The organism is Microbacterium sp. KHB019, from assembly GCF_037285405.1.
Lineage (GTDB): Bacteria > Actinomycetota > Actinomycetes > Actinomycetales > Microbacteriaceae > Microbacterium.
In genome coordinates, this window is sequence record NZ_JBBDHF010000001.1 from 1225505 (window position 1) to 1241957 (window position 16453).

General features: G+C 68.5%; 10 protein-coding genes. 3 read left to right on the plus strand and 7 right to left on the minus strand.

Going from position 1 to position 16453, the window contains the following annotated elements:
• Positions 1–23 precede the first annotated feature (23 nt).
• Genes KHB019_RS05920 through KHB019_RS05930 form a run of 3 tightly spaced genes read right to left on the minus strand, consistent with a single transcriptional unit; the run spans position 24 to position 6924 of the window.
• Complete coding sequence (locus tag KHB019_RS05920) at positions 24–2564, minus strand: glycoside hydrolase family 3 C-terminal domain-containing protein (RefSeq protein WP_337458304.1); 2541 nt, start codon at positions 2562–2564, stop codon at positions 24–26.
• Positions 2561–4900 carry an alpha-xylosidase gene (yicI, locus tag KHB019_RS05925; RefSeq protein ID WP_337458305.1) on the minus strand — a complete coding sequence of 780 codons (2340 nt, stop codon included), beginning with the start codon at positions 4898–4900 and terminating at the stop codon, positions 2561–2563. Before yicI ends, KHB019_RS05920 begins: the two co-directional genes overlap by 4 nt.
• Positions 4897–6924: a beta-galactosidase gene (locus KHB019_RS05930; protein WP_337458306.1), complete on the minus strand. Its 2028-nt coding sequence runs from the start codon at positions 6922–6924 to the stop codon at positions 4897–4899. The genes yicI and KHB019_RS05930 overlap by 4 nt, the downstream gene beginning before the upstream one ends.
• A gap of 60 nt (positions 6925–6984) precedes the next feature.
• On the opposite strand from KHB019_RS05930, the gene KHB019_RS05935 reads away from it, so the two are divergent.
• Genes KHB019_RS05935 through KHB019_RS05945 form a run of 3 tightly spaced genes read left to right on the plus strand, consistent with a single transcriptional unit; the run spans position 6985 to position 10991 of the window.
• The gene (locus KHB019_RS05935) at positions 6985–9405 is read left to right on the plus strand and encodes a glycosyl hydrolase family 95 catalytic domain-containing protein (protein WP_337458307.1); all 2421 of its coding nucleotides are present in this window, start codon (positions 6985–6987) and stop codon (positions 9403–9405) included.
• Positions 9399–10373 carry a LacI family DNA-binding transcriptional regulator gene (locus tag KHB019_RS05940; protein ID WP_337458308.1) on the plus strand — a complete coding sequence of 325 codons (975 nt, stop codon included), beginning with the start codon at positions 9399–9401 and terminating at the stop codon, positions 10371–10373. The genes KHB019_RS05935 and KHB019_RS05940 overlap by 7 nt, the downstream gene beginning before the upstream one ends.
• On the plus strand, positions 10374–10991 hold the full coding sequence (locus KHB019_RS05945) for a YesL family protein (protein ID WP_230104104.1): 618 nt from the start codon (positions 10374–10376) through the stop codon (positions 10989–10991).
• A 59-nt stretch (positions 10992–11050) separates the two neighbouring features.
• On the opposite strand, the gene KHB019_RS05950 is transcribed toward KHB019_RS05945, so the two are convergent.
• The 4 genes from KHB019_RS05950 to KHB019_RS05965 are packed head-to-tail and all read right to left on the minus strand — an operon-like array spanning position 11051 to position 16431.
• Positions 11051–12805 carry an ABC transporter substrate-binding protein gene (locus KHB019_RS05950; RefSeq protein WP_337458309.1) on the minus strand — a complete coding sequence of 585 codons (1755 nt, stop codon included), beginning with the start codon at positions 12803–12805 and terminating at the stop codon, positions 11051–11053.
• A 32-nt stretch (positions 12806–12837) separates the two neighbouring features.
• A complete protein-coding gene (locus KHB019_RS05955) occupies positions 12838–13794 on the minus strand; it encodes a carbohydrate ABC transporter permease (RefSeq protein ID WP_337458310.1) in 957 nt (318 codons plus the stop codon).
• A gap of 13 nt (positions 13795–13807) precedes the next feature.
• Positions 13808–14812 carry an ABC transporter permease gene (locus KHB019_RS05960; RefSeq protein WP_337458311.1) on the minus strand — a complete coding sequence of 335 codons (1005 nt, stop codon included), beginning with the start codon at positions 14810–14812 and terminating at the stop codon, positions 13808–13810.
• Positions 14809–16431 carry a glycoside hydrolase family 43 protein gene (locus tag KHB019_RS05965; protein ID WP_337458312.1) on the minus strand — a complete coding sequence of 541 codons (1623 nt, stop codon included), beginning with the start codon at positions 16429–16431 and terminating at the stop codon, positions 14809–14811. Before KHB019_RS05965 ends, KHB019_RS05960 begins: the two co-directional genes overlap by 4 nt.
• Positions 16432–16453: the final 22 nt, after the last annotated feature.

Consider the following 16453-nt stretch of genomic DNA (forward strand, 5'->3'; position numbering starts at 1 on the left):
TCGGTGCAGATGACTCGACCGGCTCAGCTGCCCGCACTCACCTGCAGCTCCGCCGAGACCGGCAGGTCGTCAGCGCTCGGACCGGTCGCGAGCACATACCTCCCCGGCTGCACCCGCAGCGCGCCCTCGTGCACCCAGTCGTCCACGGCACCGTCAAGCCGCAGCGACTCGTCCCACACCGCGAGCCTCGCGACGTCGAACGACAGCTCGACCTCCCGGCTCTCCCCCGGCTCGAGACGCACGCGTCGGTACGCGACGAGCAGCCGGCGGGGTGCGGGCAGAGGGAGCGACGGAGCGAGGGCGTACACCTGGACGAGCTCCTCGGCCGGACGATCCCCCTCGTTCGTCACGGTCACGGTGACGTGCACGTCGCCCTCTTCGCCGAGCGCCGGATGCCGGTGCGTCGGCTCCGGCGCCACGACCTCGGCCGTCGCGGTGACAGCCGAGTACGAGACCCGCGAGTACGTCAGCCCGTGGCCGAAGGCGAACGTGTACGGCTTCGGCTGATGGCGGTACGTCGCCTGCTGCCGCAGCGTGTCGTAGTCGAAGAGGTCACCGGCCTGCGCCGGGTCGGACGGCCACGACTGCGCGAGTCGTCCCGTGGGTTCGCGGTCTCCGCTGAGTACGTCGGCGATGCCCGACCCGAGTTCCTGCCCGCCGTGGCTCGACCAGACGACGGAGGCCGCGGCATCCGCCTCGCCCAGCACATAGGGGTAGCTCGACACGACCGTCAGCACCGTCTGCGGGTTCGCGCCGTGCGCGAGGCGCCAGATCCTGGCGAAGGCATCGGGAAGCATGAGGTGCGGCCGATCGGCCGCCTCGCGTCCGGCAAGGTGCGGATCGTTGCCCACCGCGACGATCACGACGTCAGCGGATGCTGCAGCCGCAGCCACCGCTTCAGCACCCGATCGCACGACCTCGACGCTGAACCGTTCCGCGTCGTCCAGCGTCACGCCCTCCGCGAGCAGCAGCCCGACGTCGCGCGAGGCGCGCACCCAGCGTCCTGAGCCCAGGTGCAGCAGCGACCAGGTGCCGTCGGCGTGCTCGTGTCTGCGGAAGCTCTCCTGCACGACCCAGCCGCCAACGCGCTCGGCGTCGGCTCGCATCGGCCAGGCGCCTCCGGTGAGCAGACCACCGCTCGCGTGCGAACGCAGGGTCAGCAGCCCGTCGCCCCAGTCGGTCACGTCGAACAGCGACCCCTCGCCAGAGCCGGACGCAGAGGGAGCGACTGCCGCCACCTGTCCGCCATCGTCCGACACCACCACGTACAGACCGCTGGCGGCCCGCAGCGTGATCGTGTCTGCTCCGGTCTCGACCGCGACCGAGGCCGACGGGTACCGGCCCCGCAGCCCGGACGCGATGCCGACGGCGTAGGGAGGCGTCCCCGAATACCAGTCCGTGAGCACGGCATCCGCCAGCGGCCCGACGACCGCCAGACGCGTCGGCTCCTGCAGCGGCAGCACCCCCGCGTCGTTGCGCAGAACGACGACCGAACGGCCGGCCGCCTCCCGCGCCAGTGCACGCGACGAGGGCACATCGATCGCGTCGACGCCGATACCGGCGTACGGGTCCCCACCTCCATGAAAACCACCGCCATGAGAACCGTCGCCATGGAAGCCATCGCCGTCGAACTCTCCGGTGCGGATGCGCATCTCAAGGATGCGGGTCACCGCACGATCGACGTCGTCCCAGGTCAGCAGCCCCTGATCGAGCGCACCCTGAACGTTCGCGATCGTCGGCTTCGCATCGGCGTCGTTGTCGGTGAACGAGTCCATTCCGCTCGTCACGAGCGCCGCCGCGGCGTGCGCGCCGTCGGGCTGCGCACCCTGAATCGTGACGGTGAAGGTCGGGGCTCCGGCATCCGAGACGATCGCGATCGATCCGTCCGCCCAGCTCCGGGCCTCGGCGACGAGCTCGGGCTGCGTGTGCGCCGGCGTGCCGTTGACCCGGTTGTAGGCGAGCATCATGGACCCTGCCGCCTGCCGCTCGATCGCCGGACGGAACGCTGCGAGCTCCTCCTCGTGGAGGGTCCGCAGCGACATCTCGCTCGACGTCGCCGAGCGGTCCGTCTCGTTGCTGTAGGCGAGGAAGTGCTTGAGCGCCGGCACCGTCTTCCACACCCGCTCGTGCCGACCGCGCAGCCCCTGGGCGTAGGCGCACCCGAGCTGCCCTGTCAGATGCGGATCCTCCGAGTACCCCTCCTCATTGCGACCCCATAGCGGGTGGCGAAGCGTGTTCACCACCGGCGCCCACGCGTTCAGGCTCACGAGCGGGTTCTCAGCCCGTTTGGCGCGCAGCTCGGTCGACGCGACATCGCCGACTGCCTCGATCAGCTCCGGATCCCAGGTCGCAGCCAGGCCCACGGGCTGCGGGAAAACCGTACCGGTGCCGAGCCACGCCACACCGTGCAGCGCCTCCGCACCGGTGCGCGATTCGGCGACATCGAGCCGTTCGATCGCCGGCATCGCCTGATGCAGCATCGCGATGCGTTCGTCGGGCGTCAACTGCGCCAGCAGGTCGGCCGCGCGTTCGCTGACGGTCAGATCGGTTCGACGGAAGTTCATCGGTCACCCTCCACGGGGTTCGAGACGGAATCAGAGTGGGAGTCGGTTTCGGGGACAGACACGGAGATCTCGCCCGCGCCGTCGGCGGATGCCACGGCATGCCCCACCTGCACCGACCACGACGCCACGGCATCCGAGCTCGAAGCAGTGATCGTCGCGCCCGAGCGACAGACGCGGAACGACGTGGATCCCCCGTCGAGCGCTGGGACCACCGTCACCGCGTCGTATCCGTCCGGCAGCTCGAAGCAGCGCAGCGTCACCCCGTCCGCCCACTCGTAGTCCGGTCGGGAGTCGACGGCGCCCCAGGGCAGCACTGTGCCGGGCCGCACGCGCAGCGGCACCGACAGGAAGTCATGAGTCTCCGCAGCCCAGCGGCATCCGGGTGCGACCGAACCGTCCAGCAGCGACGTCCACGCCCCGGCCGGCAGGTAGTACGACACCTCGCCCTCGGCGGTGAACACCGGTGCGACGAGCAGCGCGTCACCGAGCATGTACTGCGTGTCTGCGTCGTGTCCTGAGCGGTCCTCGGGGAACTCGAGCACCATCGCGCGCATCATCGGGACGCCGTCCGTGTGCGCCTCTTCGGCGACCCGAGCGAGATACGGCATGAGCCGCATCTTGAGATTCGTGAACAGCCGCGTGACCTCGACGGCCTCGTCGTCGAAGATCCACGGCACGCGGAAGCTGTCGGAGCCGTGCAGACGCGAGTGCGACGACAGCAGACCGAACGCCAGCCAGCGCTTGAAGAGCCCGGCGTCAGGGGTTCCCTCGAACCCGCCGATGTCGTGGCTCCAGTATCCGAAGCCGCTCATCGCGAGCGACAGCCCGCCGCGCAACGACTCCGCCATCGACGAGAACGTCGAGTCGGAATCGCCGCCCCAGTGCACGGGGAACTGCTGTCCACCAGCGGTCGCCGAGCGGGCGAACAGCACTGCGTCACCTGCTCCTCGGTGCTTCTCGAGCGCGCGGAAGACGATCTCGTTGTACAGCTGCGGATAGTAGTTGTGCATGCGTGCGGGGTCGGAGCCGTCGAACCACGCGACGCCCTCGTGCGGGATGCGCTCGCCGAAGTCGGTCTTGAACGTGTCGACGCCCTGCCCCATGAGGCGCTCGAGGTGCGCGACGTACCAGTCGGCTGCCTCGGGGTTCGTGAAGTCGACGATGCCCATGCCGGCCTGCCACAGGTCCCACTGCCACACGCTGCCGTCGGTGCGCTTGAGCAGGTATCCCTTCTCGACCGCTTCGGCGAACAGCGCCGAGCGCTGGGCGATGTACGGGTTGATCCAGGCCGAGACCTTCAGGCCGCGCTCGTGCAGCCGAGCGAGTTGGCCCTCGGGGTCGGGGAACGTACGAGGGTCCCATTCGAAGTCGGTCCACTGGTACTCGCGCATCCAGAAGCAGTCGAAGTGGAACACGCTCAGCGGCAGGTCGCGCTCGGCGAAACCGGCGATGAACTCGTTGACGGTCGCCTCGTCGTAGTCCGCGGTGAACGACGTGGTCAGCCAGAGTCCGAACGACCAGGCCGGCACGCGCGCGGGGCGGCCGGTGAGCGCGGTGTATCGGCTGAGCACGTCCTTGGGCGTGCCGCCGCCGATGACGTAGTAGTCCAGCGTCTCGCCAGGTACCGAGAACTGCACCCGGGAGTTCACCTCGCTGCCGACCTCGAACGACACCGCGTCGGGGCTGTCGACGAGCACGCCGTAGCCGCGCGCCGAGACGTAGAACGGCACCGACTTGTACGCCTGCTCGCTGGACGTGCCGCCGTCGGCGTTCCAGCTGTCGATGACCTGCCCGTTCTTCACGAACGCGCCGAAGCGCTCGCCGAATCCGTAGACGCGCTCACCGGGTGCGAGCGAGAGCTGCTGGTGCACCCAGGTCTCCGGCTCGACGCCGCCCTGAGCGGGCGCGCTGTAGTGCCCGATCGACCGGGGCTCGGAGCGCGTGAGCACGCGCCCACCCTCTTCGAACGTCACGTTCCAGCCGTCTCCGCGTGCGATGCGCACGGTGAGGTCGCCGGTCTGCAGCACGCCCTCGCCGTCGGTCACCGACACGGCAGGCACGAAGCCGTTCTCGGCGTTGATAGCGAAGTCCGGCCCGCGGTGCACACCGCCGGCATGCCGCTGCACGCGCGTCTTCACGACCCCTGGTGCCGGCGACGAGAACGTCACCGTGAGCATCGGCCGGTTCAACGTGTCACCTCGATGGCGGATGTGCGTCGTGGGCGCGAAGACGGTGAGCGTGCCAGCCGCCTCGTCGATGCGGATGTCGTCGACCTCGATCGCGAACAGCGGGGTGAGCCCCGGTCGGGTCAGCCAGTAGCCGTCGGTGAACTTCACCTGTGTTGCCTTTCGCTCAATGCTCGGACGTCGCCCGGCGCGATGCCGACGATGTCTCCGGTCTCTTCTCCGGTGAGCAGGTCGACAAGACCCGCCGTCACCGGCACATCGATGGGGTGCTGCGTGTGGTTCAGCAGGAAAAGCACGTCGCCGCGTCGCACGGCCTCGAGCCCGTCGGGCAGCGTGTCGAGTCCGTCGATCGGGCCGGTGACGGATGCCGCGGCGAGAGCCCGCGCGAGGACGGCATCCAGTACGCCGTCCGAGACCACGGCGCCGAGATACCAGGCGTTGTCGTTCCGGATCACGGCGGGGATGCCGGCGAGATCGCCGTCCGCGTGTGCGGCGAGCACCTCACCGCCTTCTGCCCGCAGGCGCTCGGCGAGGATGCTCGCCCTCGGCGCGTCGTCATCAGCGCTGAATCCGTCCGCGAGCTGCAGCGCGCCGGGGAGCATGCCCGACCACTCCTCGCCGCTCGCGCCGATCAGTTCGCGCAGCTGCACGGGCGATCGCCCCTGCAGGATCCCGGCGTTCTCGTCGGCGACGCCGCTGAACGGTCCGATCACGACCTGCGCGCCCCGTGCGGCTGCGCCGGCGAGCGCCTGGGCGGCCGCGTCGCTGAGGATGTAGGCGTGCGGCACGAGGATCACGCGGTAGTCGTCGAGCTCGGCATCGGGATGCCGGACGTCGACGGGGATGCCGCGGCGCCACAGCGACCGGTACCAGCGGTTCACCTGCTCCATCGTCGACAACCGCTCGGTGGGGCGCGCCGGTTCCTCGCCCGCCCACCATGCCGACCAGTCGAACAGCAGCGCCACGTCCGTCGCGATCTCGGTGCCGGCGACAGCGGCGAGCTTCTGCAGGTCGGCGCCCTGCCGGCACGCGCCGCGGAACACATCACTGTCGGCGCCGGCGTGCGGGAGCATCGACGAGTGGAACCGCTCGGCGCCGGAGCGCGCCTGACGCCATTGGAAGAAGCAGATCGCGTCGGCACCGCGGGCGACGGCCTGCAGCGAGTCGCGGCGTGCGCGCAGCGGCGACTTGGGCAGGTTGTGCTCGCGCCACGAGACGGCGCTGATGGACTGCTCCATGAGCATCCAGCTGCGCCCCCGGCCGAGCGATCGCATCAGGTCCTGCACGAGGGCGATCTCGCTGGCGGCATCCGGATTCGCTGGGTCGGGGTACTGGTCGTCCGAGACGACGTCGGCCTCGGCGGCCCACGAGTGGTAGTCGGCGTGCGCGAAGAATCCCATGAAGTTCGTCGTGATCGGCTGTGGGGCGCCGGACGCCCTGATGGCGTCGCGCAGCTCGGTGTAGCAGGCGAGCAGCTGGTCCGAGCTGTGGCGGCGGAAGTCGAGCGACTGAGCAGGGTTCACCAGGTACGGCATCCGGCGGGGCGGGAGGATCTCGTCGAACGAGTCGTAGCGCTGCGACCAGAACGCGGTGTTCCAAGCGGCGTTGAGGGCGTCGATCCCGCCGTAGCGACGCTCGAGCCAGATGCGGAACTCGCGCGCGGCCTCGTCGCCGTGGTCTATCTGGCCGTATTCGTTTCCGACGTGCCACATGCGCACGGCCGGATGCTCGGCGTAGCGCGCGGCGATGTCACGGGTGATGGCCAGCGCGTGCTCGCGATACGTCCGCGAGGCCGGCGAGAACTGGTTACGCGATCCGGCGATCAGTCGCACGCCGTCGCGGTCGACGGGCAGGACGTCCGGATGCTGGATTCCCAGCCACGGCGGCGGTGAGGCCACCGGAGTTGCGAGGTCGACGGCGATGCCGTTCTCGTGCAGCAGCGCGAGGATCTCATCGAGCCAGTCCCACTCGCGGGCACCGGGTCGCGGTTCGATCGTCGCCCAGCTGAAGACGCCGACGGTGACGAAGTTCACGCCGGCCTCGCGCATGAGGCGCACGTCTTCGCGCCACGTCTCCCTCGGCCACTGCTCGGGGTTGTAGTCGCCGCCGAAGGCCAGCCCGCGCTCGGCGATGAGCGCGTCGAAGGCCGCTCGTGCCGTGGTCGTCGATGACATTTTCTGTATTCCCCGTCGAATTGTCGAAGCGTTTCAACAACGAGAACATATACTAACCACATGCCGATGTCCACGCCGGGCGAAGACGCCCTGCACGTTCTGCGATACCGCCGTCCCTCGACGGTCTGGACGGACGCTCTGCCCGTCGGCAACGGGCATCGAGCGGCGATGTGCGAGGGCCGCCCACTCGGCGAGCGCCTGCACCTGAACGACGGCTCCGCGTGGTCGGGGCCCGTTCCCGAGGGGCTGCTGGCCGGCGCTCAGGATTCCGGCGCCGACGCTCTCGCCGCCCTGCGCGCGGCCATCGAATCAGGAGATCTGGATCGTGCCGAGCAGCTGGCGATGCGACAGCAGACGCCGTGGGCGCAGGCGTTCCTGCCGTTCGGAACCGTCGACATCGCCCTCGTCGACCAGATCGGCTCCACCGTCGTCGAAAAGCCCGACTCCGCCGTCGACCTCGAGCGCACGCTTGATCTGCGCACGGGCATCGCCGCGCACACGTATGCCATGGCGGGCATCGGTCGAGTGCAGCACGAGACGTGGGCGGATGCCGTCACCGGAGCTCTCACGCATCGCATCGTCGCCGAGGCGCCGGTGCGGCTCGAGGTGCGTGTGGCGGGGCCGTTCCCGGACGCTTCGGCGGGCTCAGCGACCGGGAACGCGCGCGGCGCGCTCACCGCACACTGGCACCTGCCCGTCGACGTCCCTCCTGGCCACGCCGAGCCGCCGGCCGAGATCCGCTACGACGTCGAGCGCGGACGACAGGGTGCCGTGGTCATCCATGCATCCACGGCGTCCGCCGTCACCGACGGCGTGCTGCGCACCGAGGCGGCCCGCGAGCACCTGCTTCTGATCGGCACCGCGACAGCGGATGTCGGCACCGACGTCGTCGCGCTGGCCACGGCCGTGGCATCCGCCGCAGACTCCGACGCAAGCGACGCGGCCGCGTTGCGCGCCGCGCACATCGCCGCCCACCGGGAACTGTACGACCGCTGCGCTCTCGACCTGCCGGTCACGACTGAGGTCGCGGCGCTCGACACCGACGAACGCATCCTCCGTGCGCAGAAGGTCGACGACCCGGCGCTCAGTGCCCTGTCGTTCCACTACGGCCGCTACCTGCTGATGTCGTCGTCGCGGCCGGGCGGGCTGCCGGCGAACCTGCAGGGCATCTGGAACGCCGAGCTCCCCGGCCCTTGGTCGAGCGGATACACGACCAACATCAACCTCGAGATGGCCTACTGGCCGGCCGAGACCACCGGACTCGCCGAATGTCACGAGTCGTTGCTGGACTTCATCGGTCGCGTCTCGGCGGGCACCGGAGCGACCGTCGCACGTGAGCTGTACGGGGCCGACGGCTGGGTGCTGCACCACAACACCGACCCGTGGGGCCATGCGGCAGCGGTCGGGCAGGGCGCCGGGGATCCGGCCTGGTCGACATGGCCGATGGGCGGCGTCTGGCTGAGCCTGCACCTCTGGGAGCACGCCCGCTTCAGCGGTGCTGACCGGGTCGGCGGCGACACGCAGTGGCTGGCGAGCACCGCCTGGCCGGTGCTCGAGCGCACGGCGCGCTTCGCGTTGAGTTGGGTGCAGACGGACGGCGTCCGCGCATGGACGAGCCCATCGACGTCTCCGGAGCACAGTTGGGTCGATGCCGACGGCACGCCGCGGGCACTCGGGCTCATGGCGACGATGGACGCCGAGCTGCTGCGCGCACTGGCGGACGCGTGCGCAGATGCTGCCGCGATCCTCGATCGTGACGATGCCTGGGTGGTCGAGCTCGCCGCGCGCGTCGCGCTGCTGCCGCCGTTGTCGGTGGATGCCCGAGGGCGGATCCAGGAGTGGGCTGCCGACGTTCCAGACGCCGAACCAGAGCACCGGCATCTGTCGCACCTGGTGGGACTGTTCCCGCTCGGTCTCATCACTCCGGACGCCACCCCCGAGCTCGCTGAGGCCGCAGCGCGGTCGATCCTCGGGCGCGGCCCGGAATCGACGGGCTGGGCGCTCGCATGGCGGGCGCTGATGTGGGCGCGCCTGCACGATGGCGAGCGCGTGTACGAACAGCTGCGCATGCTGCTGCGAAGCGCGCACGGTTCCGACACCGCAGCCCACCGTGGTGGCGTCTATCGCAACCTCTTCAGCGCGCATCCGCCGTTCCAGATCGACGGCAACCTGGGGTTCACGGCCGCGGTGGCCGAGGCTCTCGTGCAGTCGCACGAAGGCGTGATCGACGTGCTCCCTGCGCTGCCGTCGGCATGGCCCGAGGGCTCGGTGCGCGGCATCCGCGCCCGTGGCGGCGTCGAGGTCGACGTGGCGTGGACGGCCGGTCGCGTCACCCGGATAGCATTGCGCAGCGCACGTGCACTGGCGGTGCGCCTCCGCGGACCCGGATTGGCCGAGCGGGCGGTCGAGCTCGTTCCCGGCCGGCAGACGACCGTCGAGGCTGCACACGAGCCAGTGCAAGAGAAGGAGCTTTCATGGTGACGATCGCCGATGTCGCAGCGGCCGCCGGCGTGTCGATCTCGACCGTCTCGTATGTGATGAGCGGCAAGCGCACGATCTCGCAGGACACCCGCGACCGGGTCGAGTCCGCGATCGCGAAGCTCGAGTACAGCCCGCACGCCAGTGCTCGCTCGCTGGCCTCCCGGTCGACCAACGTGATCGGGCTGCAGGCGCCGCTGCGCGCCGGCGTCGACGTGCACGTGATCATGGAGATCGTGGCCGGCGTCGTGAAAGAGGCGCGCGAGAACCAGTACGACATCCTGCTGCTGACCAGCGACGACGCCGACGGCCTGATCAACGCGGCGCGCGGCTCGCGCGTCGACGCGCTGATGGTCATGGACATCGAATCCGACGACCCCCGCATCGCCTCGCTGCGGGATCTCTCGACACCCAGCGTCCTGATCGGACTCCCCTCAGGCGCCGAGGGGCTCATCTGCGTCGACTTCGACTTCGAGGCGGCAGGACGCCTGGCCGCGCAGCGCCTCGGCGCGCTCGGACACACCAGGATCGCGCTGTTCGGCGCCCCGGGTGAGGTCGTCGAGCGGCACACCTCTTACGTGGAGCGCCTGAACCGCGGATTCCTCACGGCGTGCGACGAGCTCGGCATCACGGGCACCGTGCACGCGTGCCCGAGTTCGGCGGATGCCGTCGAGGCGGTGGATGCCGTGCTCGATGCGGATGCCGACATCACCGGCATCCTGTTCCACAACGAGGCCGCGCTCCCCCATGTCGCCGCGCATGTCAGGGAGGACAGCGCGAAGCGCGACGTGATCGCGCTGAGCCCGCTCCAGCTCGTGCACGGCGTATCCGGCCTCGTCGACACGATCGACATCCCCGCGGGCGAGATCGGCGCGGCGGCTGCGCGGGCGATCCTCGCCGAGCTCGCAGGCCAGGAGACCGAGCGAGTGCACCTGCTGCCTCCGCGACTCGCCGGCGCATCGGTGGTCTGAGTGCGCATCGGCATCGACCCGGAGGGGCGCACGGCCCAGGGCGTCACCGGGTTCCTCAGCTTCGTCGCGCTCAACCTGCTCTACATCGCGCTGTGCCTGCCGATCCTGACGATCCCTGCGGCGACCGCGGCGCTGTACGAGGTGACGATCCGCTACTCGGATGACGAGAGCGGCCGGCCTCTGAAGGATTACCTTCCGGCGTTCGGGCGCAACTGGCAGTCCGCGTCGCTGCTCGGGCTGGCGCTGCTGCTGCCCGTCCTGCTGCTCGCGTTCAGCGCCGTGTTCTGGGCGGGCTCGCCGACCGTGCTCGGCGGCATCGCGATGGTCGTGTCCATCCTCGCCGGCGTGCACTTCTTCGCCGCATTCCTGTACGCGATGGCGCTGACCGCGGTGTACGACAACCCGGTGCGGGCGACGTGGAAGAACGCGCTGCTGCTGCCGACGAGCGAGCCGGTCCGTACGATCGGCATCCTGCTGATCCCTGCGACGCTGGTATGCGTCACGATCATCTTCCCGATGTTCGGCGTGATCATCGCCACGGTCGGCTTCTCGGTGGGTGCCTACGCCTCGGCGTTCCTGTTCCGCAGCGTCTTCGCCCGCCACACCCCCGGGGCCTGAGGTTCCGCACGCGAAAGGGCCCGGAGCGCACGCGCTCCGGGCCCATCCACAGCATCCGCCTACTCGGAGAACTCCTTCGCGACGGCCTTGCGCTGCTCGTCCTGAGCCTTCGCGGTCGCGAGGTCGACCTCGAGCACCTTGTCGTACCCGAGTCCTGTCGCGGTCTTCTGCAGGTCGGACCAGATCTGGTCGAACTGCGCGTCGCTCTCGGCGAAGGTCGCCTGCCACGACGACTGCACGATCACGGCCTTGACCTGGTTGCGCAGCGTCTCGATCTCAGAGTCGTCCGCCGGAATCGTGAAGCTCGCACCGGGGGCGACGATCACCTGGTCGTTGTTCTTCAGGTACTCCATGGTCGTCGCAGCTCCCCCCATGTGCTCCGACCAGTCCTCGGTGAGCGGGTTGGCGGTGAGCTCCTGGTACGACTCCCACAGCTTGTAGCTGTAGGGGAACCCGCTGTCCGGGTCGGTGTCGATCGGAAGCACGACGCTCACGTTCAGCGCCGAGACGCCGTCGAGGTACGCGCCGCCGCCCCACTCGGCGGGGACGGGCGCGTCACCGCTGAGGAAGACCTGCTTGCCGAAGTCCGTCAGCGCCGGCTCCCCAGCGTCGTTCATCTCCCAGGTGAGCCCCTCCGGCCCCGCGGCGCCCATGGTCTGGCTGCTGTTGGTCAACGAGCCCTCGGCCGAGTAAAGCCAGTCGATGAATGCGGCCACGCGCTCCGGGTCCTCGGCCTTCGAGCCGACGGCGAGCACCTGCTTGCCTCCGTAGGCCTCTGCGCCGTACGAGAAGATCTTCTGGTCTTCGAGCGGGGCGATCATGAAGCCCTTGCCCTCGGCCATGTTCGCGTCGGTGTTATAGGCCGACTGACCGAGCCACGGCCACCAGGTGAAGAGCACCTGCCCGTTCTGCATCTTCGAGAACAGCGTGTCGTAGTTCTGGGTCGTCGACTCGGGGTCGACCAGGCCCATCTCGTTCGCCCTGTGGAAGAAGTTCAGCACCCGCTCGTACATGCCGTCGTCGTCCAGGATGCCCTGGTAGTCCGAGCCGTCTGCCATGGCGAGCGCGAACTGCACCTCGTCGTAGCCGTAGTACGTGATCGGCTGCTTGGCGTTGTTCATGAAGTTGCCGTCCCAGTCCTTGAACAGCGACAGGGCGTACACCTTCTGACCGTTCGGGGCCGTGGGCTCCAGATCCTGCATGTCCTTGAGGACCGGCAGCAGGTCTTCCAGCGTCTCGATCTTCGGGTAACCGAGTTCCGCGTACAGGTCCCACCGCAGGAACGGACCGAACGTCGGGTCGATGCCCTCTGACGACTCGGTGGGCGGGATGCTGGAGACGGACGTCGGGAACGCGTAGACGCCGTCGGCGTTCTCATTGAGCTTCTCGATCGCCTTGTCGAAGCGGCCGGCGTTCTCCATGGCCGGGTAGTAGGCGGACGTGTCGGCGACGAGCCCGCCCTGGATGAGCTCGTCGAGCTTCTCGCCCTTGTCGGTGATGATGAGGTCGCCGAGGTCGCCGGCCGAGACGCGAGTGTTGTAGAGGGTGTCTCCGCCACCGGCGACGTTCGGGGCGATGATGTTCAACTTCATGTTGAACTTGTCCTTCACGATCTTGCCGAACCAGCCCTCCTGCACGCCCATGTAGTTGGCCAGGCCGTCGAACACGTCGATCGTGATCTCCTCGTCCCACTTGCTGGGGAACGCGTCGATCTTCTCCGTGGTCTGGTCGGCGTCGCCACCGGTGCAGGAGGTGAGCAGTCCGATCGCGAGGAGTGCGATCACACCCGCCGCGGCTTTCCGCTTCAGCTTCATTGCTTTTCCTTTCTCAAATGGTGCGAGGCGCGTCAGCCCTTGACGGCGCCCAGCATGATGCCCTTCACGAAGAAGCGCTGGAACAGGGGGTAGATGAAGATGATGGGCAGCACGACCAGCACCGACACCGTCATGCGGATCGAGGTCGGCGTCTGCGAGGTGGCGGCCCCGGCGATCGCGCTGAGGTCGCCGCCGGCGTTCTGCGCCGCCTGGGCGAGGCTCGATGCCTGGTTGATGAACATGTAGAGCAGGTACTGCAGGGTGTACAGGCTCTGGTCGGTGATGTAGATCAGGGTGTCCTGGAAGCTGTTCCACTGCGCGACGGCAGAGAAGATCGCGACGGTCGCGAGGATCGGCGTCATGTTCGGCAGGTACACCTTGAAGAAGATCTGCACGATGTTCGCGCCGTCGAGCTCGGCGGCCTCCTGCAGCGATTCCGGCATCGACTCGACGTAGGTCTTGACGAGGATGATGAAGAACGGCTGCACGATGAACGGCAGCACGTACACCCAGAAGTTGTTCGTGAGTCCAAGGTTCTTCATGATGATGAAGATCGGGATGAGCCCGGCGCTGAAGTACATCGTGACGATGACGAAGCGGTACCAGAACTTGCGCGCCCACATCCGGCTCTGGGTGAACATGAACCCGAGGAAGGCGGATGCCAGCACCGTGGCGATCGTGCCGATCACGGTTCGCGCGACGCTGACGACGGCGGCCAGCGGCAGCCCGTTGAGCTGGAAGACCTGCTGGTAGTTGCCGAGGTGGAACCCGGTCGGCAGGAGCCGCACATCGCCGAGGGCGGAGACGTCGTTGGCGCTGACCGAGTTGATGATCAGGTAGTAGAACGGGTAGGCGCAGATCACCACGAGCAGCCCGAACACCGTGTAGTTGACGATGGCGAACAGCATGTCCCCACCGGATCGGTGGCCTGGACGGGGATCGGGGCGGCGCGAGGGTCGCAGCTTCAGAGCGGTGTCGAGCGCGGTCATGGTCCGGCCCCTCTCAGACGATCGCTTCGCCGCGCACACGCTTGGCGATGCCGTTGACGGTGAACAGGAGGATGACCGAGATGATGCTCTTGAGCATTCCGATCGCGGTGGCCATCGACAGGCTGTTGCCCGTCATGCCGATGTTGTAGACGTAGAGGTCGAGCACCTGGATCCACTGCATGTTGAATGCGTTCTGGAACACGAAGTACTGCTCCATGCCGTTGTTGAGCAGGTTCGCTACCGACAGCAGCAGCAGAACGAGATAGGTCGGCATGAGGGCGGGGACGGTGATGTACCACATCGTCTGGAAGCGCCCTGCGCCGTCGATCCGCGCGGATTCGTACATCGACGGGTCGATGCCGCTGATGGCGGCGAGGTAGATGATCGCTCCCCAGCCGAGTCCCTTCCAGATGCTCCAGAGGGTCATGACCAGCCAGATGTTGTCGCTGGTGTCGAGGAACTTGATCGGCGCCGTGATGACGCCGAAGTCGGTGAGCACGTTGTTCACGAGTCCGGAGCTCGAGAACAGCGAGAACGCGATCATGTAGACGAGCACCCACGAGATGAAGTTCGGCAGGGTCGTGAGCGTCTGCACGGCGTTGCGGAACCACTTGGCGCGCACCTCGTTGAGGAACACGGCGAACGCCAGGGGCAGGATCGAGGTGAGGATGCCGAGGAAGCTGATCGCCAGCGTGTTCAGCAGCACCTGCCCGATCTGGGCGAGCTGCGTCGGTGAGCTGACGAGCAGCTGGAACCACTGCAGCCCGACGAACTCGCTGCCCTCAAGGCCGAGCGCCGGCTTGTAGTCGTAGAGGGAGTAGATCCACCCGTACAGCGGGAAGTAGCTGAACAGGAACACGAGCACCAGGAACGGCACGATGACGAGGAACATCCCGAACGACTTGCGCCCGCCGGCCCGCTTCTCGAGGCGTTTGCGTGCGCGTGGCGAGCGTTCGCCCTTCTGATCGAGTTGCTCGGCCACGGTTCTCGTGACCGAGGTGGGGGTGGTGATGGTCATCGCGTACTGCCTTTCGCGCCGGTGTACCGGACCTCCGTGAACACGACGGGTGCGCCGTCGGGAGCACCGTCCGCTCGAAGCCCGATCGTTCTGCCGAGGAAGCCACCGGCGACCTCGGTCGACAGGTAGCGGCCGTCGATGCGGTCGAGCTCTCGCTCACCGGCGTCGTCGACGACGGTGAAGATCAGGTCGTCGGGGCCGCGGTGCGTCGGCGCCGCCGCCTCGATGCGCAGTGTGACGACGCCGCGCGCCGCGGCGCTCACGGGCGCCTCGTCCCGGACGATCCGTTCGGCCGGGCCGATCCGGACGTGCAGCGCTGCGTGCCCGTCCTCGACGCGGATCTCCGCCCAGTGGGCCTCGTCCATGCGCAGCCGTACCGCCGGCACTCCCCCGGCCGCCGCATCAGAAGCGCTGGCATCCGCACCGCCGAAATCCGCACCGTCGACATCAGCACCGCCGGCATCCACGCCGAAGACGTCTGCCTCGAAACGCCACTCGAGATCCGTCGTCCGCGCGGCGAGCATCGCCGGCGCGCCGTTCGGCGACGAGGCGGACGAGATCTGGATGCCGCGGCCCGGCACTGCGCGCGCGAACGACGTCACTTCGGCCCCGGGCGAGATCCAGCGCAGGTCGAGAGCGTCGCTGTCGAACCGGTCGGTGAAGTCGGTGGCGTCCGGGGTGAACGAGTACGCATCGGGGACGACGACCGGCCATCTGTCTTCCCATGCGATTCCGGCGACGAACGCCTCTCGTCCGTTTACGTGGAACATCGGGGTGGTGCCGCGGGCGCGTACGCCCAGGTAGACCATCGCCCAGCTGCCGTCCGCGCATTCGACGATGTCGGCGTGACCGGTGTTCTGCACGGGGAAGACCATGCTGCGACGGGTGAAGATCGGGTTCTCGGCCGAGAGCGTGAACGGTCCGTCCGGTGCGGTCGCGCTCGCGATGCTCACGCAGTGTCCGCGTTCGGTGCCGCCCTCGGAATAGAGCAGATACCACCAGTCGCCGCGGCGGAAGATGTGCGGCCCCTCCGGGTAGGCCATGCCCATGCCGTGGCAGATCGTGTACGGCTCGCCGATGATCTCGCCGCGCTCGAGGTCGACACGCACCTGCGCGATGTCCGGGGCGCTGTCGTCGTCCGAGCTGTAGGTGACGTAGCAGGTGCCGTCCTCGTCCCACGCGAGGTCGGGGTCGATGCCGATGATGCCGGGGATGACCTTCGCCGGCCCCCACGGGCCGGTGATCGACGGCGCCGAGGTGACGAGCTGCCCTCCACCACCGGAGACGTCGGTGGTGATCATCCAGAAGCGGCCGCCGTGGTGGCGCAGCGTCGGCGCGTAGACCCCGCCGTTCGCGCCGGCGCGGCCGGCGGGGAAGCGCGGCTCGTCGGCGAGTGCGTGCCCGACCAGGTTCCAAGAGACGAGGTCGGTGCTGTGCCACAGAGGCACACCGGGGTGGTACTCGAATGACGAGTGCGCGATGTAGTAGTCGTCGCCGACGCGGCAGATGGAGGGGTCGGGGTGGAATCCGGGGATGATCGGATGCTCCGCAGCACTGAGTGCCCGCTCGTCCGCGCGCAGCGCGGAGTCGGACGGGGCCTGGCCCTGGAGGGTCGTCATCGAGTCTCCACCCACCTCTCGT